This window comes from Iodobacter ciconiae, from assembly GCF_003952345.1.
Classification (GTDB): domain Bacteria; phylum Pseudomonadota; class Gammaproteobacteria; order Burkholderiales; family Chitinibacteraceae; genus Iodobacter; species Iodobacter ciconiae.
This window is the reverse complement of the sequence record NZ_CP034433.1, coordinates 1,765,587-1,787,733: the sequence shown is the minus strand read 5'-3', so window position 1 is coordinate 1,787,733 and position 22,147 is coordinate 1,765,587. Positions and strand designations below refer to the sequence as shown.

General features: G+C 49.0%; 18 protein-coding genes. 1 reads left to right on the top strand and 17 read right to left on the bottom strand.

All coding sequences use genetic code 11. The features are described from left to right. Window positions 1-38 precede the first annotated feature (38 nt). From EJO50_RS07850 to flgA, 16 genes are all read right to left on the bottom strand, one after another. Window positions 39-1,919, bottom strand: coding sequence for an MFS transporter (locus EJO50_RS07850; RefSeq protein WP_125973067.1), 1,881 nt, complete (start codon window positions 1,917-1,919; stop codon window positions 39-41). Between the two features lie 169 nt (window positions 1,920-2,088). After that, on the bottom strand, window positions 2,089-3,183 hold the full coding sequence (locus EJO50_RS07845) for an anhydro-N-acetylmuramic acid kinase (RefSeq protein ID WP_206434481.1): 1,095 nt from the start codon (window positions 3,181-3,183) through the stop codon (window positions 2,089-2,091). Window positions 3,184-3,241: 58 nt separating this feature from the next. Beyond that, complete coding sequence (locus tag EJO50_RS07840) at window positions 3,242-4,567, bottom strand: M23 family metallopeptidase (RefSeq protein WP_164521454.1); 1,326 nt, start codon at window positions 4,565-4,567, stop codon at window positions 3,242-3,244. A gap of 412 nt (window positions 4,568-4,979) precedes the next feature. Then, complete coding sequence (locus tag EJO50_RS07835; RefSeq protein ID WP_125973063.1) at window positions 4,980-5,483, bottom strand: FixH family protein; 504 nt, start codon at window positions 5,481-5,483, stop codon at window positions 4,980-4,982. Window position 5,484: 1 nt separating this feature from the next. Further along, complete coding sequence (gene ccoG, locus EJO50_RS07830) at window positions 5,485-6,921, bottom strand: cytochrome c oxidase accessory protein CcoG (RefSeq protein WP_125973061.1); 1,437 nt, start codon at window positions 6,919-6,921, stop codon at window positions 5,485-5,487. Between the two features lie 148 nt (window positions 6,922-7,069). After that, a complete protein-coding gene (gene ccoP / locus EJO50_RS07820) occupies window positions 7,070-7,978 on the bottom strand; it encodes a cytochrome-c oxidase, cbb3-type subunit III (RefSeq protein WP_125973059.1) in 909 nt (302 codons plus the stop codon). A gap of 19 nt (window positions 7,979-7,997) precedes the next feature. Further along, window positions 7,998-8,165 carry a cbb3-type cytochrome oxidase subunit 3 gene (locus EJO50_RS07815; RefSeq protein ID WP_125973057.1) on the bottom strand — a complete coding sequence of 56 codons (168 nt, stop codon included), beginning with the start codon at window positions 8,163-8,165 and terminating at the stop codon, window positions 7,998-8,000. A 6-nt stretch (window positions 8,166-8,171) separates the two neighbouring features. Then, window positions 8,172-8,798: a cytochrome-c oxidase, cbb3-type subunit II gene (gene ccoO, locus EJO50_RS07810; protein ID WP_164521453.1), complete on the bottom strand. Its 627-nt coding sequence runs from the start codon at window positions 8,796-8,798 to the stop codon at window positions 8,172-8,174. Between the two features lie 19 nt (window positions 8,799-8,817). Beyond that, entirely contained in the window at window positions 8,818-10,239 is a 1,422-nt protein-coding gene (gene ccoN / locus EJO50_RS07805) for a cytochrome-c oxidase, cbb3-type subunit I (protein ID WP_125973055.1), read from the bottom strand. Window positions 10,240-10,444: 205 nt separating this feature from the next. Next, the gene (ccoS, locus tag EJO50_RS07800) at window positions 10,445-10,651 is read right to left on the bottom strand and encodes a cbb3-type cytochrome oxidase assembly protein CcoS (RefSeq protein WP_125973053.1); all 207 of its coding nucleotides are present in this window, start codon (window positions 10,649-10,651) and stop codon (window positions 10,445-10,447) included. After that, entirely contained in the window at window positions 10,652-13,057 is a 2,406-nt protein-coding gene (locus EJO50_RS07795; protein ID WP_125973051.1) for a heavy metal translocating P-type ATPase, read from the bottom strand. Window positions 13,058-13,314: 257 nt separating this feature from the next. Continuing rightward, on the bottom strand, window positions 13,315-14,238 hold the full coding sequence (gene ispH / locus EJO50_RS07790; protein WP_206434480.1) for a 4-hydroxy-3-methylbut-2-enyl diphosphate reductase: 924 nt from the start codon (window positions 14,236-14,238) through the stop codon (window positions 13,315-13,317). Further along, on the bottom strand, window positions 14,235-14,729 hold the full coding sequence (gene lspA, locus EJO50_RS07785) for a signal peptidase II (RefSeq protein WP_233702236.1): 495 nt from the start codon (window positions 14,727-14,729) through the stop codon (window positions 14,235-14,237). The genes ispH and lspA overlap by 4 nt, the downstream gene beginning before the upstream one ends. Further along, a complete protein-coding gene (gene ileS, locus EJO50_RS07780) occupies window positions 14,722-17,589 on the bottom strand; it encodes an isoleucine--tRNA ligase (protein WP_125973047.1) in 2,868 nt (955 codons plus the stop codon). Before ileS ends, lspA begins: the two co-directional genes overlap by 8 nt. Before the next feature lie 27 nt (window positions 17,590-17,616). Further along, the gene (locus EJO50_RS07775; RefSeq protein WP_125973045.1) at window positions 17,617-18,537 is read right to left on the bottom strand and encodes a bifunctional riboflavin kinase/FAD synthetase; all 921 of its coding nucleotides are present in this window, start codon (window positions 18,535-18,537) and stop codon (window positions 17,617-17,619) included. A 140-nt stretch (window positions 18,538-18,677) separates the two neighbouring features. Next, window positions 18,678-19,352: a flagellar basal body P-ring formation chaperone FlgA gene (flgA, locus tag EJO50_RS07770; protein WP_164521452.1), complete on the bottom strand. Its 675-nt coding sequence runs from the start codon at window positions 19,350-19,352 to the stop codon at window positions 18,678-18,680. Window positions 19,353-19,420: 68 nt separating this feature from the next. Between flgA and EJO50_RS07765 the strand changes: the two genes are divergently transcribed. Beyond that, entirely contained in the window at window positions 19,421-20,893 is a 1,473-nt protein-coding gene (locus EJO50_RS07765) for a DNA recombination protein RmuC (protein ID WP_125973041.1), read from the top strand. Window positions 20,894-20,929: 36 nt separating this feature from the next. Here the strand turns inward: EJO50_RS07765 and EJO50_RS07760 are convergent, their stop codons facing one another. Continuing rightward, window positions 20,930-22,144 (bottom strand): EAL domain-containing response regulator, encoded by a 1,215-nt coding sequence (locus tag EJO50_RS07760; RefSeq protein WP_125973039.1) that lies wholly within the window; start codon window positions 22,142-22,144, stop codon window positions 20,930-20,932. Window positions 22,145-22,147 lie beyond the last annotated feature (3 nt).

Here is a 22,147-nt window from a genome sequence, read left to right as displayed (position 1 = left end):
TTAAAAGCAGCCAGAGTTTATAACTCTGGCTGCTTTTTTTATTTCCAGTCAGCGCGCAATGCACGGACTTGTTTTTCTAAAGACTGGCGGCTTGCCAATTTTGCAGGAATGGGTTCACCCACTGTAAAGCCGATTTTGGCCCAAATACTGCGTGGCATTTTCATCATTGCTGCACCATCTTTGCGGCTAAAAAAACTGCCCCACAAGCCCTGCAGGGCAATTGGAACTACCGGTACGGGAGTGCGCTTAATAATTTCATCAATGCCGGGTTTAAAGGTATTAATTTCACCGGTATGGGTGATTTTTCCTTCTGGAAAGATGCAAATAATCTCGCCATCATTTAAATATTCGGCTACTTTATTAAAAGCCTGCTCTTTCATGTTCGGATCTTCACGCATAGGTGCAATAGGGATAGCACCGGCTGTGCGGAATATAAAATTAAGCACAGGGATTTTAAAAATCCGGTGATCCATTACAAAGCGAACAGGACGGCGGATTGCCCCGGCAATAATCATGGCATCCATAAAGCTCACATGATTACAGACTAAAACGCACGGGCCTGTTTCCGGAATGTTATCTAAACCTTGATGGCGTACCCGATAAAGCGTATGGGTCATGATCCATACCAGAAACCGCATCATAAATTCTGGTATCAGCGTATAGATATAAATAGATACGCCGATATTCATCAGGGCAACAATTAATAATAAGCCGCGAATAGAAATACCGCTGTTAAGAAGGGTAATACTGATTCCCGCTGCAATAACCATAAAGAGTGAGTTTAAAATATTATTCGCAGCAATTGCCCGTGAGGTAAATTCTTTTTCGGTCCGGATTTGTACCAGCGCATAGAGTGGGACAATAAACAGGCCACCAAACACTCCCATAAAGCCGATATCGGCCATAATGCGCCAATGTGAGGCCAGGCTAATAAACTCTGATAGTGAGTAGTGGGCGCTTGCAGGCTGCCCTATAGCAAAAAAGAGATCAATTCCAAAAAATGACAAGCCCAGAGAGCCAAAAGGTACTAAACCTAATTCAACTTTGCGCCCGGAAAGTTTTTCACAGAGTACAGAGCCTAAGCCCACCCCGATTGAAAAAAGTGCAACAAGCAGGGTGTAGACTGAAGCATCTCCGCCTAAAATATTTTTAGACAGGCTGGGTAGCTGTGTTAAATACACCGCACCAAAAAACCAGAACCACGAAATGCCCAACAGACTGTTAAATACAGTTTTATTTTCTTTTACATGTTTAATAATTTGCCATGTTTCAGAAAATACGTTCCAGTTGATTTTAAGGTCTTTTACCGGTGCAGGCGCCGCAGGCATGCTCCGGCTGCTGATCCAGCCTAAAATAGCTACAGCAAGGCAGGCCCAGATAATTAAAGATTCACCATGTGGCTGGTGTTGGATAATGATCGTACCGGCTATTTGCCCCAGAAGAATGGCGACAAATGTCCCCATTTCAATCAGGCCGTTGCCGCCTAATAATTCTTGGTCTTTTAAATATTGCGGCAATATAGAATATTTTAATGGGCCAAAAAGTGCGGAATGCACACCCATCATAAATAGGCAGCTCATTAAAATAACAGCGTCTTTTTGCCAGAAGCCAATACCTGCAGCCAGCATAATAACGATTTCAAGCAGTTTCACCCATTGAGCAACACGGGCTTTATCGTATTTTTCTGCTAATTGCCCTGCAAATGATGAGAATAAAAAAAAGGGCAGGATAAATATCCCGGCAGCAGCATTAACAAGTGCATTGGCACTTAGTCCTGCTGCAGATAGGCCATGAAAGGTGATCATGACTAAGAGTGCATTTTTAAACAGATTGTCATTAAATGCGCCTAGTGATTGAGTTATAAACAAGGGCAGAAAACGACGGGACTTAAGAAGATCGAATTGGTTTGTCTGATGCATAAAAATCTTATCCGCAGGGAATTGCGCCCAAGTCTAACCGAGAAGGGCGCCATATAGAACGGCTTTTTTTGCCTGGCGTTTTAATCTGGCATTTTCAACCCATTTTAACGGAGCAAAGTCTGTAAGGCGCTCATTAAAGCCTTGAATGGCTGAGGGTGGGGTGTTGTGCTTATACGGGCCAAATTGCGCCCAGCACACGCAGCCCCCGGGCGCCGGTAACAGTGGGCAGATTTGCCGGACTGCGGTCTATGCAGCATTTTGCCAGCCAGGCAAAGGCGTAGGTTTCCATCCAGTCAGGTGCAACTCCCAGTGCTTCGGTAGTCGTGATGTGGGAGGCGGGAAGCTCAATGGCAAGCATGTGCATTAATGTTTTATTATGTGCGCCGCCGCCACAGACATAAAGTGTGTCTATTTTTTGTGCTCGCAGCGTATCGGCAATGCTGCGGGCGCTCAGGGCGCAGAGTGTGGCTTGCACATCTGCAGGTGAATCGCTGCGATGGGCAAGATGCCCATTCAGCCAGTCTTGATGAAATAAGTCTCTGCCCGTGCTTTTGGGGGCGGCCTGGGCAAAGTAGCCGTCTTGCAAAAAACGGGTGAGTAAATCGGGTAAGACCTGCCCGCTTGCAGCCCAGTTGCCGTCTTTATCGTAACGCAGGCCTTGCTGCTGGTTAATCCACAGGTCCATCAGTACATTGCCTGGCCCGGTATCAAAGCCACAGGTATTTTCCTGAGGAATCAGTAAGGAAACATTGGCAATGCCACCGATATTAAGCAAAGCCCGCCTTTCTGTGGGGCTGGCAAATAGGGCCTGATGAAATGCGGGTACCAGAGGCGCACCTTGTCCGCCTGCGGCGACATCGCGCGATCTGAAGTCTCCAACTACGCTAATACCTGTTTTTTCAGCCAGGCGGGCATGGTTGCCAATTTGCAGTGTATAGCCGCACTCCGGGCGGTGGCGAATAGTTTGTCCGTGGTTGCCGATGGCTTCGATATCGCTGGCAGCGTAGCCTGCTTGTGCCAACAGAGCATGAATCGCGTCGGCACAGGCATCAGAATGTACGTTGGCGGCTAACTGGGCCAGATGCAGCTCGTTTGGCTGCGGCAATTGAAGGGCGAGTAACTGGCTACGCAGATCATCGCTTAATGGTGTGCCCTGTGCGGCAATTAAACGCGGGGATGAGCCAGCAAAATCGACCAGGGCCACATCAATACCATCCAGACTGGTGCCTGTCATTAAACCTAAAAATAACCGCTGCCCGTTCAATCTTTATCTCTCTGCTCTGTGCCTGGAATGGATTTTACCCATATAAAGCACCTATTGTTTAATCAGCGCGCGCCTGCTCTATTTTATGCAGGAAAGCCAATTGATCCCTGGCTTGAGCGGCAATGGGCTGAAAGTGTGCTAAATGCCGGCTTTCAATAGGTTTGGCCGTCGGCAGCTTAAGCGCAATCGGATCAACTTGCTGGCCATTGACTTTAAATTCGTAATGCAAATGTGGGCCAGTGACCCGGCCTGTAGCACCAACAAGACCGATAACCTGGCCTTGCTGGATTTTAGAGCCCTGTTTTAAGCCGGGGGTAAACGCCGACATATGCGCATAAAGCGTGCTGTATTTGCCATCATGGTTGATTTCAATATGCTTGCCATAACCGCTGTTGTCCTGGGTGATCTTGCTGATCACACCATCGGCTGAGGACATGATTCTGGTGCCGGTGGATGCCGCAAAATCAATCCCTTTATGTTGCCGCCATGATTTTAGCACGGGATGAAAGCGTAGCTTGAAACCGGAGCTGATTCTTGAGAATTCAACCGGGTTTTTTAAAAAGGATTGCTTTAGGCTGTTGCCATCTGGTGTGTAATAAGCCCCTTCACTATTGCCCGGAGGGGCGTACCACAGTGCTTGCAGGGTTTTATTTTTATTGTTGAATTCAGCGGCCAGAATTTTTCCTGTTTTAATCTCAATACCGTCATGGGTAAAGCTTTCATACACCACGCTAAAATGGTCTCCCTTTTGCAGGCCACGGTGAAAATCGATCTGACCGGAAAAAATATCGATGAGTTGTTTGGTGACATCGTCAGGAATATTGAGCTGATCGGTGCTGGCGTAAAACGAGCTGTTGATCGTGCCGGATTTAACTACTGTGTGTTGCTGGGTATTCACTTCATTGATGCTGGCGATAAATCTATCGCCTTGGCGGGTAATTTTTATTTCCTGGTTTTTATTGTTGAGGTAATGCAGTTCCAGTAAAGCACCCGAGCGCTCCGTTTTTGCCCTTAAGCTACGTCCTGCATGCAGCTCAAATAAGGCTCTGGCGATAGGGTCTGTTTTGATAAACTGGCTGGCCAGGCTGTCGTCAATGTTTAGCCGGTTAAGTACCGCCGACAGCGTGTCCCCTGCACGAACTACATCTTCATGCCAGATCGGGCTATGGTTCTGGGTAAATAATAAGGGTGGCATGGTTAGTAATTCGGTCTGAGTATTGAGTTTTATTTCTTCTTTTGGTCCGAACTCTGCAACACCGTAGGCGGTAAGGGTAATAAAGGAGGGAATGAGTACTATAAGCCAGCTGCGTGAGATAAAGCGAGGGGTGATGTCACTAGAGCGATTACTCATTCTTCTGGCAAAGTATTGAATCATACGTGGCATAGAATCACCGATAAGAGTGCGCTGGCCATTTATGAGGCGTGAGCGTTTGTTACAGAAGAAAGGCCGGGCTGATACCGACTTCATGCGTTTGGGGTAAATAGCTGGGGTGATGGAAGATTTATAGGTTTTATTTGTTACGGAGTGGTTTGATATTTGAGTGCGGCTAGGGTAACAGAATGTCTTTTCTCATCAAACTTCCTTAATTAACATTGGGTTGGCGTAATAGTTACACTGCAATGATGGAACTAAGTTTACTTTTGAATTTTTGGTTGACACGTCGTAGGTTGATGATGGCTTGGTAAGCTTGTTTTTTTGATGGTGCGGCATGGTCGCTATGGTAAAAAGCTAAGCTTATTTAGCTGATGTCTTTATGGGCAAAAAAATAGCCCGCGTTGAGCGGACTATCGAAAATTTAAAGCACCGGGGTGAGTGCCAGGGCTTCAGCATCGCTGATTTTCCATTCGGCTTTTAAGCGCCACTGCAGGGTTGTATCACTTAGCTCCACCTGCCAGCGGGGCTGGGTCAGGGCATTTTTTAGTTTTCCAGCATAAAACTGAGGTGCCTGCTTGCTTAGGATAACGGTCTGGTCCTGACCCGCGCGGGTGGGGTGCATCAACTTTAGTATTAAATCATCTTTGACAGCTTTATTGAGCTGAATACGAACGGATTGGCCGTCTTCGCCCAGCATGAGCTGGCCGCTCAGGCCCAGCGCAGCGGCTTTGGTATCACGATGGATCTGGCTGTTTATTTCCTGCCCCTCTTTGTAGTAATCATCACTGACCAGGCCATCATCGGTTTTGATGGCCTGGAAAAGCATATTAATGCCACCAATGACAGCTGCTGCAGGAAAAAGAATCAGCAGCCAGACATGGTAGTGTTTATACCAGGGTTGATTCTCCATTGGGTCTTTTTCCATTTTATCGTCCTAAAAAGCTAGATTTTTCACGAACCTGAATAGCCGGATTGTCGCTGGCCGTAATGATGAAATGCATTTCATGTCCGCCGGGGCCTGCTTTACTTGGGGCAACCTGAACACGCACACCAATGTCTTGGCTGGCGGTAGCAGGCACAAAGATCTGACCGGTGCCTTCGATAATAGTTCTTGATCCGGACAGGCCATCGGTGGTGATGATATAGCTGTGGTCTTTTTCATCTGCATTCTGAATTTGTAAGCGGTAGCTGTTTTCCAGCCAGCCATCTTCAACTTCGCGCACCATGGTCATCCGATCGCGGGATATATTAACTTTAATTGGTTTTCGTATGACTAAAGAGCCGATGGTAATGCCCAGAATGATGATCAGTACCAAGACATACATCATCACGCGTGGGCGGGTGATCTTTTTGATGATATCGCGTTCCGGATATTTGTGCTCCAGTGCATTTTCGGTGGTATAGCGGATCAAGCCGCGAGGGTATTGCATTTTATCCATAATTTCATCACAGGCATCAATACAGGCGGCGCAGCCAATGCACTCGTATTGCAAGCCATCGCGGATATCGATGCCCACGGGGCAAACTTGCACGCATACCGTGCAATCAATGCAGTCGCCAAGGCCGGCTGCTTTGTAGTCGGCGCCTTTTTTACGGCTGCCGCGTGCATCACCACGTTCGGCATCATAAGAAATAATTAAGGTGTCTGCATCAAACATGGTGCTCTGAAAACGAGCATAGGGGCACATATATTTACAGACTTGCTCACGCATCCAGCCCGCATTGCCATAGGTGGCAAATGCATAGAAAAACACCCAGAAAGTTTCCCAGGGGCTCAGGCCAAATTGAGCTATTTCGCTCCATAGCGAGCGAATTGGGGTGAAATAACCCACAAAGGTAAAACCGGTCCAGAGGGAGAGAATAATCCAGATACTGTGCTTAATCGTTTTTAAACGAATTTTGCGTGCAGTGGCAGGCGCATTATCAAGCTTGATACGTGCCATGCGATCGCCTTCCACCCATTTTTCTATCCAGAGAAAAATTTCGGTATAGACAGTCTGAGGACAGGCATAACCACACCAGAGTCGCCCGCCGGCCGTTGTCCAGGCAAAGAGGCCAATTGCACTGGCGAGGAGCAGGGCGGTGAGATAGATGAAATCCTGTGGGAAAAAAACAAAACCGTAGATATAAAAAGTGTGTTCACTGATATTGAAGAGTAGTGCCTGGCGATCATTTATTTGCAGCCAGGGCATGCTGTAGAAGAATAGCTGAGTGATTGCAACAAACAGGATACGCCAGCGATTAAATAAACCATTTACCCAGCGCGGGTAGATTTTTTTATGTTTGCTATAGAGGTGGATTTCTTCATATTCGCCATCGCCTTTGATTAGGGTGACGGGGATATCTCGTAACTTTTTACTCATTTTAAAACTACTCCAGGCAAAACGCTTTGCATGAATTTCAGTACAAAGGATTTCGATCAAGGAAAAACGGGCGGGATAAACCCGCCCGTTTTAGTGGTGTTGGGCATTGTCCCGGCGATATTTTGCGAGGACACCCAGGATACCCTGTTTACTTTGCTTTCTCATTATTGGAGAGGCCATAAACATAGCCAGCCAGTAAATGCACTTTGGCATCCCCAAGGAAATCCTTCCATGCTGGCATTACATTGCTGCGACCATTGGTTACGGTTTCAATGATAGACGCTTCCGTGTCCTGATATAACCAAATATTGTCAGTCAGGTTTGGTGCACCCAAATCCTGATTGCCCTTACCGTCGCTGCCATGACAAGCAACACAGGTTTGCTTGAATGTTTCAGCGCCACGGCTGGCACGCAGCTCATTGCGTGGTTTGCCAGACAACTGCAATACATAGTTGGCAACATCTTTTACTTTTTCTTCACCAAGTACCGCGCCCCATGCCGGCATCTGGCCGTGACGGCCACTTGCGATGCTTTCCAGGATTTTTTCTGGCGAGCTGCCGTAGAGCCAGTCGCTATCAGTGAGGTTAGGGAACCCTTTAGCTCCGCGTGCATCTGCACCATGGCACTGAATACAGTAAGTCAGAAACAGGCGTTTACCCATATCCTTGGCTTCCTGATTCTGGGCAACAGCTGCAATCGGCATTTTGGAGTACTTATCGTACAGTACCTGATACTTGGAATCAGCTTGTATAACCTCTTTGCCGTACTGATCGGAAGAGGTCCATTTCCACAGACCACCCCAGACACCAGGGTAGAGTACAAGGTATACCGCGCTAAATACAATGGTCATGTAAAACATCATGACCCACCAGCCTGGCAGCGGGTTGTTGTACTCTTCCAAATCCCCGTCCCATTTATGGCCGGTTACTTCGGCATTTTCGCCTTTTTTAAGTTTTGCAACGCCCTGGCTCATTAAGAGCAAAGTCATTGCCACAATACCGCCGATCACAATGATCGCGATCCAATAATCCCAAAAGATACTTTGAAAATCTGTCATTTTTTATATCCTCTAGAAATCAGGAGGTCTTGTTTGATGAGGGCAGATCATCGTCAAGGAATGGCAGCTGCGCTGCTTCATCAAAGGATGCTTTGCTGTTTTTGCTGCAGGCCCAGACAAGGATACCCACAAAGCAGATAAAGCTGATTACGGTCGAAAAGACACGCAGATCGTTGAGCATTTCCATGATGAATTACCTCTTGTTCTTGAGTGCAAGACCCAAGCCCTGCAGGTAGAAAATCACAGCTTCCATTTCTGTTTTGCCTTCCACTGCTTTTACGGAATCAGCAATTTCAGCGTCGGTATATGGGGTGCCCAGTGTCTTCAGTGCTTTTAGCTTGGCGGGCATAATTGCCGCGTCAACTTTATTGGCAGCAAGCCACGGGAAAGCCGGCATATTGGATTCGGGCACAACATCTCGCGGATTCATCAAGTGAGCACGATGCCATTCATCCGAGTAACGCGCACCTACACGAGCCAGATCCGGTCCTGTACGCTTGGAGCCCCATTGAAATGGGCGATCGTAAACAGATTCACCTGCGACAGAGTAATGACCATAACGCTCGGTTTCAGCACGGAAAGGGCGAATCATTTGTGAGTGGCAGTTGTAGCAGCCTTCACGAATGTAAACATCCCGCCCGGCTAAAGCCAGTGCAGAGTAAGGTTTTACGCCATCAATTGGCTTGGTGGTTGAATTACTGAACATCAGCGGCAAGATTTCAACCAGCATCGCAATACTAAGCGTAATGAGAGTGAGGATGATTAAGAAGGCAACGTTTTCTTCAACCCGTTTTTGTAGCTGATTCACAAAGTTTTTCATGGTTTATCTCTCCGTTCGATCAGGCGTGTTGAGCGATGGCCGGAATTTTGGCATCGACGGCTTGGCCCGAGAAAACGGTACGCAGCACGTTGTAAAGCATTAATAACATGCCCGACAAGAAGCACAGGCCACCCAGGAAGCGGATAAAGTAATACGGATAGGATGCTTTAACTGAATCAATAAAGGCATAAGTTAAAGTACCGTCTGTATTGACTGCACGCCACATCAGACCCTGTGTTACACCGGCAATCCACATCGAGGAGATATAAAGCACAACACCAATTGTTGCAATCCAGAAGTGTGTATCAATGAGTTTCACCGAATACATTTCTTCTTTATTGAACAGGCGTGGAATCAGGTAGTAGATCGAGCCGATGGTAATCATCGCTACCCAGCCTAAAGCGCCCGAGTGAACGTGACCTACCGTCCAGTCTGTATAGTGGGACAGTGCATTCACTGTTTTGATGGCCATCATCGGGCCTTCAAATGTGGACATGCCGTAGAACGACAGCGCAGTAACCAGGAATTTCAAAATCGGGTCGGTACGCAGCTTATGCCATGCACCCGACAGCGTCATAATCCCGTTGATCATGCCGCCCCAGCTTGGTGCCAGCAGAATCAGAGAGAACACCATACCTAGCGATTGGGTCCAGTCAGGCAGCGCTGTGTAGTGCAGATGGTGCGGGCCAGCCCACATATAGGTAAAGCACAATGCCCAGAAGTGAACCACGGACAGGCGATAGGAGTAAACCGGGCGGCCTGCCTGTTTGGGTACGAAGTAGTACATCATGCCCAAAAAGCCTGCTGTCAGGAAGAAGCCTACTGCGTTGTGGCCATACCACCATTGCACCATGGCATCAATTGCACCGGAGTAAACAGAATACGATTTCGTTGCCGATACAGGGATGGCCAGGCCGTTCACAATATGCAGCAATGCCACAGCAAGAATAAATGCGCCATAGAACCAGTTGGCGACATAAATATGCTTCACTTTACGTTTGGCAATCGTGCCAAAAAATACAATGGCGTAGGCGACCCAGATCACTGCGATCAGCCAGGTAATTGGCCACTCCAGCTCGGCATACTCTTTACCGCGGGTTAGGCCCATAGGTAAAGTAATGGCGGCTAAAACGATTACCAGCTGCCAGCCCCAAAAGTGGAAGGCGGCGAGTTTATCGGAGATCAGCCGCACATTACAGGTGCGCTGAACCACGTAGTAGGATGTGGCAAACAGGCCGCAGCCACCAAATGCAAAAATAACTGCATTAGTGTGGAGTGGTCGTAAACGGCCAAAATGAAAGTAAGGGCCAAAGTTAAGTTCCGGCCAGTACATCTGGGCAGCAATGATCACGCCAACCAGCATCCCGACAATCCCCCAAATGACTGTCATGATGGCAAATTGCCGCACCACTTTGTAGTTGTATGTAGCTTGGTGTTCCATGCGAGCTCCGATTGATCTCCAACAGCTTGGACTTTGAGAATGTGGACTTGAAAAATGTACAATTACCCGCATATAGCCCGTTGTAAGGAAAAACTGGCTTTGCTGGTTGTGAATATTTCTTATGTAATTATGCCCGCTGAACTCTAGCTGCTTCAGCAGTTGGTCTTATTGACGTACATCAATGCCTTTCGTCAGATAGCGTATTTTACACTCCGTCAGATTTAAATTCCTTGTTTTTTCTTTCTTCAGAGGAACTTTTCTCCACAAGCATGCTGTCATCGTCTTGCACGACCTGCCAGCCAGGGCCCTCCATATCATCAAATTGTCCTCCTTTGACTGACCACCAGAAAAGAATTCCAATTAAAAAAACCAGTAAAACAGATAGAGGAATGAGTAAATACAGGCTTTCCATTTAGTTTTTTCCTCTAAGTCGCAACGCATTAACAACAACCAGTAGTGAGCTGCACGCCATGCCCAGGCTTGCTATCCAGGGGGTAACCAGGCCGCATACAGCCAAGGGTAGTGCGGCCAGATTATAAATAATTGCCCAGGCTAAATTCTGACGGATAACTGCCCGGGTCTTTTTGGCGAGTGCCAGCGCCTGGGGCAAGCGTTTGAGCTGATTGTTGAGCAGGATCATATCACCTGCAGCGTGCGCTACATCCACACCCGCACCCATGGCCATTGATACATCTGCCTGTGCTAAAACTGGTGCATCGTTGACGCCATCCCCGATCATTAATACACGGCGGCCCTGCTGCTGTAGTGTATTGATGTAAGCCAGCTTGTCTCCCGGTGTTGCTCTGCCGACAGCGTTTTCGATATGCATATTTAAAGCCAGTGCCTGTACCGTGGCATTGTTATCACCTGATACAAGGTGCAGACGTAAGCCTGCGGCGTGCAGTGCGGCAATGGCGTCTGCTGCATCGGCTCTTAAGGTATCAGCTACAGAGAATGCGCCCAGCCATTCGCTTGTACTGGCCAGCGCAATCAGGCTTCCTTCTGCATGGCGGACGGTGTCGGGCATCCGCATAGTGCATTGGCGGTTTACAAACTCTGGGTGGCCGATGTAGTACAGCACACCGTCAACTACGCCGCTTAACCCCCCGCCTGGGTAGGTTTGTATATCCTGGGCCAGGGGGGCTCCCGGTAAACTAAAGGCACGGGCCAGAGGATGGGCCGATGCAGCTTCCAGTGATGCGGCAATGGTACGTGTTTTTTCTTCTGTAGCAAGGCTGGCAATAAAGTGCTGGATACGTGGCTCTCCGTGGGTGAGTGTACCCGTTTTGTCGAGCATTACATCCGTGATCTGTGCGAGCGTTTCGAGCGCAGGGCTGCGCGCAATCATTAAACCGAGTTGGGCTAAATGGCCAGTGGCGGTTGTCAGTGCAACTGGCGTAGCCAGTGCGAGTGCGCAGGGGCATGAAATAACAAGGACCGCCACCATAATAGGCAGGGCGTGGATCGGGTCATGCATATGCCAGTACAGCCATGCGAGTGCGGCGGTGATTAATAACACGCTGATAAACCGGCCTGAAACCTGCTCTGCCAGCAGCGCTAAGCGTGGTTTCTGGGCCAGAGCCTGATCCAGCAAACGTATGATGGCGGCAAGACGGGTGTTTTCACCAATATGGCTGACTTCAATATGAAGTGGCGCTGCTAAATTGAGCGTACCGCCCGTAACGGGCATGCCTGCTGTTTTGGGAATGGCCAGGCTTTCGCCTGTGAGCAGGGCCTCGCTCACTTCTCCGCTGCCTTGACGAACAATACCATCGACAGGAATGGTTTCGCCTGATTTGACTAAAATCTGCTCGCCGGTTTTCAGGCTGTTAACCGTGACCTCCACTGTGCCCTGAGCGTCTATTTTGTGGGCAAAAGCAGGAATCAGCTTGACCAGCCTTTCGGTCGCAGCACCGGCTTTACGCCTTGCACTCATCTCCAGATAGCGGCCTGTGAGTAGCAGGAAAACAAACATTGATACAGAATCAAAATAAATTTCGCCATGGCCCGTGATGAGTGAGTAGCAGCTGGCAATAAAAGCTGCCAATACCCCAATGGCTACGGGCAAATCCATTCCTGTGCGGCGGCGTTTTAAATCCCGCCAGCTGGAAACATAAAAGGGCGTTGCAGAATAAAGTACGACAGGCAGGGTAAGCACCAGACTGGCCCAATGCATGAGGCTAAGCCACTGCGGCGCAATCTCGCCTGCTTTTGACATATAGATGGGCACAGAAAACATCATGACTTGCATCATGGATAGGCCTGCGACCCAAAGCCTGAAAAGTGCACTTTTGCGCTGTTTTTGCCAGCCTTCTTCCTGGCGTGCCTGATCATAAGGCTGGGCACGATAGCCGATGGCGGCAATAGCTTGCAAAATGGTGGAGAGCTGGATTTTTCTTTCATCCCAGCGTACGCGGGCTCGGTGGGTACTGTAGTTGATGCTGGCGGAAAGCACGCCTGGTAATTGCCGGATATGACGCTCGTTTAGCCAGATGCAGGCCGCGCAGCTGATCCCTTCCAAAATGAGCGCAGCTTCACGGACATCTGTATCGATATTGAGCACGAAGCTGGCTTGTAAACTGGCATCATCAAACAAGTTGAGCTGAGCGAGCAGCTCGTCGGGAAGTGGCTTGGCGCGATCTGCCGGTTTATCACGCTGGGTGTAATAGCTGTCCAGCCCGCTTTGAATAATGGTATTGGCGACTGCCTGACAGCCCGCGCAGCAGGTAGGCTGCTCAGTGTGGCGATAAGTGACAGGGAAGGACGCATCAGAGCTAAGCGTTTCACCACAATGGAAACAGTCGGTACGAGAGGTCATGCGGCGAGGAAGGCCTTAATTAAAAGTGTGGTAGGTACACAACAAACCCACATCTTAAATCACAGAGGGCACTGAGAGCACGGAGAAAACGGGTGTATCTTATTTTGCAAATCGTCTAGCGCATAAAGACTCGAATCAAGCAGAAGGCTTCAGATCTGAGATCTGCAGCCTTTAAAATACACGATATTGATTTTCTCCGTGTCGCTCCATGCTCTCTGTGTTCTGCGTGGTTTAAGGTGTAGATCGCGACCTTCTTTTTACACCAGGCCCTTAGGTAATGAGAAGATGACGTTTTCTTCTATGCCATCCATTTGACGGATATTGCTTGCGCCAAATTGTTCTACCTGAGCAATGACTTGCCGGACCAGAATATCCGGGGCAGAAGCGCCAGCGGTTACGCCAACATTTTTCTTGCCAGTAAACCATTCTGCTTGCAGCTCGCTGGCGTTATCGACCATGTAGGAGTTGATGCTTAAGTTGGCGGCGACTTCACGCAGGCGATTAGAGTTTGAGCTGTTGGGCGATCCAACCACGACCACCACATCGACTTCTTTGGCTAAATGCTTGACGGCATCCTGACGATTCTGGGTGGCGTAGCAGATATCATCTTTCTTTGGGCCAACAATATCTGGAAAGCGTGCGCGTAGCGCATCAATTACAATTTGTGCATCATCAACAGATAGCGTGGTCTGTGTCACGTAAGCCAGCTTGTTGCCAGTTACAACTAAAGTCGCTGCATCACTGACTTCTTCTACCAGATACATGCCTCCCTGAGCCTGCCCCATGGTGCCCTCCACCTCAGGATGCCCCTTATGTCCGATCATGATGATTTCAAAGCCTTGCTCTCTTAAGCGTTTCACTTCGAGATGAACTTTGGTGACCAGCGGGCAGGTGGCATCAAAAATGGTCAGGCCACGTTCTGCAGCCTCCGCCCGTACAGCCTGTGAAACACCGTGTGCAGAGAAAATCAGCGTATTGCCTGCTGGTACATCTGCTAAGTCTTCGACGAAAATAGCACCTTTTTGTTTGAGATCTTCAATGACAAATTTATTGTGAACCACTTCGTGGCGCACATAAATAGGTGCACCGAATTTTTCTAGCGCTTTTTCAACAATGGCAATGGCACGGTCTACACCCGCACAGAAACCTCGCGGCTGAGCCAGGATAATTTGCATTGTCATACTGTTTTCTCCGATGGGGTTTCACGCCGGAATGAATCGATCACCATTAAGACTGCACCGACACAAATACCTGAATCTGCGATATTAAATGCCGGGTAGTACCAGCGCTGCTGATAGTGAATCTGAATAAAGTCAATCACATGGCCCAGCAGCATTCTATCGATGGCGTTTCCAAGCGCACCACCCAGAATCAGTGACATGGCGAGGGCATAACGTGTTTCTGCATGGTGTTTTTTTAGTAAAAACACGATAAACACCGACACACCCAAGGCCAGTGCTGTAAAGAAATAGCGTTGCCAGCCACCGGCATCGGCCAGAAAACTAAATGCTGCACCAGGGTTGTAGGCCAGTGTCAGATTAAAAAATCCGGGGATGATGGTGAGCTGCTCGCCAAACTGAAAGAGTGCTTCTATCGTATGTTTGCTGGCCTGATCCAGAATCAGCACCAAAAGGGCGATGGCAAGCCAGCGCCCTACGCCGCTTTTAAGCATGGGCACGGACCTCGCCCTGCTTAAATAGATTGTCATTACAACGACTGCACAGCGTGCTGTGTTCCGCGTGTGTGCCTACGCTGGCGGTGTAATGCCAGCAGCGATCACATTTAGCTGCAGTAGATGCGCCAACACTGATTCTGCTTGTCTCACCTTTTACCAAGCGTGCTTGCGAGGTGATAAGGACAAATTTCAGCTCATCGCCTAAACCTGCCAGGGCTCTGTAAGTGTCTCCTGCTGCAGTGATTTCAACTTCGGCTTGTAAGCTCGACCCTAGCTTGCCGCCCGCGCGTTGCAGTTCGATTTCTTTTTGTGCTGCGGCGCGTACTTCACGAATCAGCACAAAACGGGCATTTAGCTGCTCTGCATCACTCACTACAGGTACCGTGTGCCAGGTGGATAGGAACACATTTTCTTCGTTTTTCAGCGTGCCCCATGCTTCATGCGCGGTGAAAGACAAAATCGGTGCGAGTAAGCGAACCAGTGCCTGGCTGATATGCCAGAGCGCAGTTTGTGCCGAGCGACGGCCCTGGCTATCTGCACCCATGGTGTAGAGACGGTCTTTGATAATGTCGAGGTAGAAAGAGCCCAGGTCTTCCGAGCAATAAGCGTGAATCTCTTGGACCGCAAGGTGAAACTCGTATTTACCGTATAGCGCAGTGATTTTTGCCTGGAATGCAGCCAGCTCAACCAGAGCGTAGCGATCAAGCTGTAGCAGCTCTTCTGCCGGTAGCAGGTTTTCTGCGCCAAAATCAGAAATATTGGCCAGTAAGAAGCGCAGCGTGTTACGGATGCGGCGGTAGGAATCGGCGGTGCGCTTCAGAATCTCGTCAGAAATAGTTAGCTCGCCGGAGTAATCGGTAGAGGCTACCCACAGGCGCAGCATATCTGCGCCCAGCTGGTTAATGACCGATTGAGGTGCAATGACGTTGCCTTTGGATTTGGACATCTTCAAACCCTTGCCGTCCACGACAAAACCGTGGGTGAGCAATTGTTTGTAAGGTGCGCGTCCTTCCGTAGCACAGCCTGTCAGCAGGGATGACTGAAACCATCCACGGTGCTGATCCGAGCCTTCCAGATATAAATCGGCCGGCCATGTGAGCTCTTCCCGCTGACGCAATACTGCGTAGTGGGTGGAGCCTGAATCAAACCATACATCCAGCGTGTCTTTGAGTTTGTCGTAGTAAATCGCGTCGTCACCCAGTAGCTCGTTTGCGTCAAGCTTAAACCACGCTTCAATTCCTTCGGCTTCGATGCGCTTAGCGACAATCTCAAGCAATTCGCCTGATTTCGGGTGTAATTCGCCGGTTTCTTTGTGCACAAAGAAAGTCATTGGCACGCCCCAGTTGCGCTGGCGTGAAACACACCAGTCCGGGCGGTTTTTAATCATCGCTTCCAGGCGGGCACGACCCCATGCCGGGAAGAACTCTGTCGAATCAACCGCCGTGTTGGCCTGTGATCTGAGCGTGTGACCTTCAATGCCTGCGGTTTCCATGCCGATAAACCATTGGCTGGTTGCACGGAAAATAATAGGGGTTTTATGACGCCAGCAATGTGGATAGCTGTGCTCCAGTTTTTTACTGGCAAACAGCGCGCCACGCTCTTCCAGTAAGGCAAGCACCAGCGGGTTGGCTTCCCAGACTGTTTTACCTGCAAGAAATTCAATATTGCTATAGAAACGGCCATCGTTACCCACCGGGTTATCCGTTGGAATCTTGTACTTGCAGCCGACTACGTAGTCTTCCAAACCGTGTGCTGGTGCGGTATGTACAAGGCCTGTACCGGCATCAGTAGTGACATGCTCGCCACAAATAACCGGCACTACGCGCTCCAGGAAGGGGTGTTGCAGTTGCAAAAATTCCAGCGCAGCACCCTTGGCCTGGGCGATGACTTCAGTGGTTTCGATGTCATAACGTTTGATGGTGGCTTCAGCCAGATCACGAGCCAGAATCAGCAGACCCTTTGGTGTGGCGATTAAGTCGTATATCAGCTCTGCATGTACCGATACTGCCTGGTTGGCAGGTAAAGTCCATGGCGTGGTCGTCCAGATCAGGGCAAACGCAGGGATGTCTTGGACATTCACACCGCCAAAAGCGGCAGAGAGTGCTGCGCTATCAACCACGCGAAAGCCTACATCAATGGCAGGGGATACTTTGTCTTCGTATTCAACTTCAGCTTCAGCCAGCGCTGATGCGCAGTCTACGCACCAGTGAACCGGTTTTTGGCCTCGGATCAGATAGCCGTTTGAATGGACTTTCCCCAAGGTGCGGACAATGTCGGCCTCGGTTTTGAAATCCATGGTGCGGTAAGGATTGTTCCAGTCACCCAATACACCCAGGCGGATAAAGTCGGCTTTCTGGCGTTCGATCTGGATTGCTGCGTAATCGCGGCATAGTTCACGGGTAAATGCTGCAGGCAGACGGGTTTCCTTAGGGTCAAGGCCATTGGCTTTGCGGTATTCCTGCACGCGCTCAAAGATAGCCGGGTTGGCGGCCAGCGCCTGCTTATCAAATTTAACAATTTTTTCGATCTGATGCTCAATTGGCAGTCCGTGGCAATCCCAGCCTGGTACATAGGGTGCATCAAAGCCATCCAGTGTTTTGGCTTTGATAATGATGTCTTTTAGAATTTTATTCACGGCGTGGCCGATATGAATATCACCATTGGCGTACGGCGGGCCGTCGTGCAGCATGAATTTAGGACGGTTCTGCTCTTTTGCTTTGCTGCGAATGGCTTGGTAGAGCGCATTGTCTTGCCAGTCTTTTAAAAAGCCCGGTTCGCGTTTGGCCAGATCACCACGCATAGGAAATGGTGTGTCAAGTAAGTTGACTGGGTACTTGTTAACAGGTTTTTCTGACATGTTGATCTCTCAATGGTGAGGCATTACTTATCTGTTATCCGCAAACCAGTTTCGGGCTGCGACACAATCTTTTTCGATTTGCGCAACTAAAGTGGGCAAATCAATGTATTTTTCTTCATCACGCAGCTTATGCAGGAAGTCTACACGCAGATGCTGACGATATATCTGTTGGTTAAAATCAAATAAATGCGCTTCTAATCTAGGTGAGGGGTCGCCACCGTGGATGGTGGGGCGAAACCCTAGGCTGGCTACACCTTGGTATGGCTTTTCCAGCCCGTGTATTTCCACTACAAAAATGCCAAATAAGGGAGGGCGATTATGTTTGATTTGAATATTGGCAGTTGGAAAGCCGAGTGTTCTGCCGATTTTATCGCCATTAACAACTCGTCCGGAAATGGAGTAGGGACGGTTTAAATAGTGGGTGGCCAAGCTCATATCACCAGCAGCCAGGGCGTTTCGTACAGCGGTTGATGAGATCCGCAGGCCACCGTCAGTTACGGTGGCAAGGCTACAGGCGCTGAAATTTTGACTGGCTTGCAGTAGGGCAAAATCGCCCGCGCGTTTTGCTCCAAAGCAAAAATCGTCTCCTACAATCACATGCTGTGCATTTAAATCTTTAGCCAGTATCTGATCTCTGAAATCGATCGCACTTAAAGATGAAAATGTGCGATCAAAACGCTGCACGATGACGTAATCAATCTCTCTTGCTGCCAGTAGCTCCAGTTTTTCCCGTAAGCTGGTGAGGCGGGCAGGGGCGGCTTCTGGCGTAAAAAATTCACGGGGGTGCGGTTCAAAAGTCAGCACACAGGTTTTAAGTTTGTGTCGTGATGCCACCGATTTTAATTCGGACAGCATCGCTTCATGGCCAGCGTGTAGGCCATCGAAGTTGCCGATGGTGATTGCAGTAGGAGGAAGGTGAGCGTTAGAAACGCTTCTAAAAACTTGCATGCTTAAGCGCTTGGGCGGACTTTACAAAGCCGCAAATTGTAGCGGCTGGCGAGCGTTTTGTCAGTTCACGTGTGAATATGGGCGATATTTGTTGTGCCGATCGGGGTTGTTTAGGTTACTTGTTGACCCGGCGGCCAGCTTCAATCACTGACATCCACACTGCCCGTTGCCGTGGCGACACCTTGAATGATTTGCCTTGTACCTATACGCACGCGCACCGATTGGCCATCGGCGGCGTTATTCATCGCTATTCCTTCGTTGGCGACCTCAATACCACCATCTCGAAAAATCACCCTTACTTTCTGATTTTGCTGGATGACTATTGCCGCTCTGAGCATTTCACTGCGCAGGGGCCTGCCGGATGCGACTGCGGTATTAAGTACACGGCCTACGGCCTGGGATGGGTCAAGAATGATAGAGCCCGGTAGCGTACCCAGATCACCTTGCTGGGCTGAAAGATCGCCCGCTCCGAGCTCTTGGTTGCCCGATAAGGGCCTTGCTGCAACATAGTAGGTGACAAGCAGGGAAACTTTAACGGGCAGATTGATCGCCCAGCTGGCACCCTCCACGCATTGGATTTTGAGCATGGTGTTGCCTAAAAGCCGGTAGCCGCTGGGTAAGCCTACATCGTATTGTTTGCAAGGGGCCAGCTGGATGCGTTTGTCAATCTGGCTAAGCTGATAGCTGGGCACCCCGTTGCTGCTGGCCAGGGACTGATCCAGCCACTGTTGTGCCGCATGCTGAATGGCTGCGATATCCGTGGCATGGGCAACACCGGTAAACAGTGTGAATAAAGTAAATAGCAGAGGCTTCATGTAAGTGATTATAGGCGTACTGCCGCACATCGCCTACAATCTCCTCGTTGCGGTATACGTGGAAACCTATGTTAGACCTATTGTTTGGAATTACGACGCTGGTCGTTTTGCTGGCAGGTGCACTGGTGGTGGCTCGTTTGCACCAGCTGGCTCAGTCGCAAAGAGATGTTTTAGATACGCTGACACAAGATCTGGAGGCTAAGCACAGAGAGATGCTTTCTGATTTACATCAGGGCTTAAGCAGGCAAACTGAAAGCACTCATGTGGTTTTAACCCAGCAGGGTGTGCAGCTTTCCGATGCCGTTACCCGCTCGGGTGAGCGTCTGCGTGACACAATGACCGAAGCGTTCGAACGGGTGCGCAGCGGTGTAGGGCAGGAGTTAAAAGAGACACGTGAATCACTGACGCATTTGCAGGCAGCACAAACCGAATCACTTTCGACCATGCGGCTTTCTTTAACAACCACATTGTCTGAAACACGTGAGCTGGTAGTCAAGCAGTTAAGTGATATTTCCAGCCAGCTTTCGGGTAAACAGGATGCTTTACGGGAAGAGATTTTACTAAAACTCTCACAAATGCTGGCCGAACAATCGGTACGTGAAATGGAGCAGATTCAAAATGCCCTGGCACTGACGGCAACGCAGCTGACCACTGCTGTGGGTGAGCTGACTAAAACGGCCGATGCTAAACTGGGCGAAATTTCAGGCAAAGTCACCGAACGCCTGGATGAAGGCTTTAAAAAAACCAATGAAACCTTTGCCAGTGTGATGGCTCGTTTGGCCACAATTGATGAAGCACAAAAGAAGATTGATGGCCTGACTACCAATGTGGTGAGTTTGCAGGAGTTACTTGGAGATAAGCGCAGCCGGGGTGCTTTTGGTGAGGTGCAGTTAGAGCATCTGATCCGAAATGTGTTGCCCAACCAGGTCTACGAATTCCAATCGACTTTAAGTAATGGCACACGTGCCGATTGTATTTTGCGTCTGCCCGAGCCAACAGGCACGGTAGCTGTGGATGCCAAGTTTCCACTTGAAAACTACCATCGTATGTTTGATGGAACACTTGATCGGGCGGTGGCATCCAAAGCGTTCAGGGGAGATATTAAAAAGCATATTGATGATATTTCCAGCAAATATATTATTCCAAATGAAACAGCAGATGGCGCGGTAATGTTTATCCCTGCCGAAGCCGTGTTTGCCGAAATTCATGCTTATCACCCCGAGCTGGTGCAGCATGCTATGACCAAACGCGTCTGGATTGTGTCGCCGACTACTTTGATGGCTGTGCTTAATACGGCACGGGCGGTGATTAAAGATGTAGAAACGCGCAAGCAAGTGCACATTATTAAAGAGGCTCTGGGTAAGCTGGGGCAGGAGTTCACCCGCTTTGACGATCGGATGAAAAAGCTTGCTACGCATATCCGTCAGGTGAATGATGATGTACAGCAGGTGAGTATCACTAGCGATAAAATTTCCCGTCGCTTTATTGAAATCGAGCAGGTGAAGCTAGAAGGTGAGCCGGAGCCTGTTTTGATCGAGTAAAAAAACGCCACTTCGGTGGCGTTTTTTTATGAGGTTTTAAAGGGTAGACCTACATAATTCTCTCAGACGCTGATTATTGCTTTTTAACCAAGGCACGACTTCATGGCCTGGCATGGGTCTGGCGGTAATATAACCCTGAACGATGTCGCAGCCTAATTCTTGCAAAACAGTCAGATCTTCAATGCATTCAACGCCTTCGGCTACACTTTTGAGCTCCAGTTTTTTTGCAATTTCAATAGCACTGGCCAAAATAGCGCGCAGATGAGGCTTGGTATGTGCACCATCAACAAAAGAGCGATCCAGTTTTAATTCGGTAAAGGGGATACGGGAGAGTTGCTGCATCGATGAGAATCCGGTGCCGTAATCATCAATCGATAAGCCGAACCCTTTAAGTCTTAATCTTGCAAGTGTACCCAGCGCATTCCCCACATCACCCATGACGGCGGTTTCTGTGATCTCCAGCATGATAAAGCTGGGGTCTATTGCATAGTTTGCTACCTTTTGGGAAATATGCTCAGCAAAATTAGAGCAGGATAAAGACAGCATGGATAAATTAATTGCAACTGTGATTTTTAATCCGCGCTCATGCCAGTGGCGACATTGCTGTAGTGCCAGGTCTAATATTTCCATGGTTAATTCATTGATAAGGCCTTGTTCTTCGGCGGTAGAAATAAATTGCGAAGGCATAATCAGGCCTTTCTCGGGGTGTTGCCAGCGAATGAGTGTTTCGACGCCTTTGATGACGCCTGTTTTAATTGAAATCTTAGGCTGGAAATAGGCAACAAACTGATGTTCTATCAGGGCTTTGGTGATTTCGGATGCCGCCATTACCGGCTCGGGCCTGGTTTGAGGTGTTTCTTTGGTCAGGGGTTTGAAGTTGTCGAGAGCTTTGTTTAGCTGGGCTAAAGTAAGTGGCTTTTTAATGGCTCCTAATACGGGCAGGCCATAGGCTTGCAGCATGGTTTCTACTGAAGAAATCAATGAGTCTTCTTTTGCACTTGATACAATGACTGATACGGGAATGGCCCGGTGTGCAAGCTCCTGAATGAGCTCGATTCCATCCATGCCAGGCATTTCCAAATCAATCAGCATTACATCGGGAAGTGAAGAGTTTTGTAAAAGCAGCAGGGCTTCGTTACCATCGGATGCTTCTCCTATCACGTGTAGCCCTAGCTCGGAGCAGAGTGTGGCTGCGTGCATCCTTTGAATAAGGCTGTCTTCCACAATAAAAACATTAAGTTCAGCAGACATAAT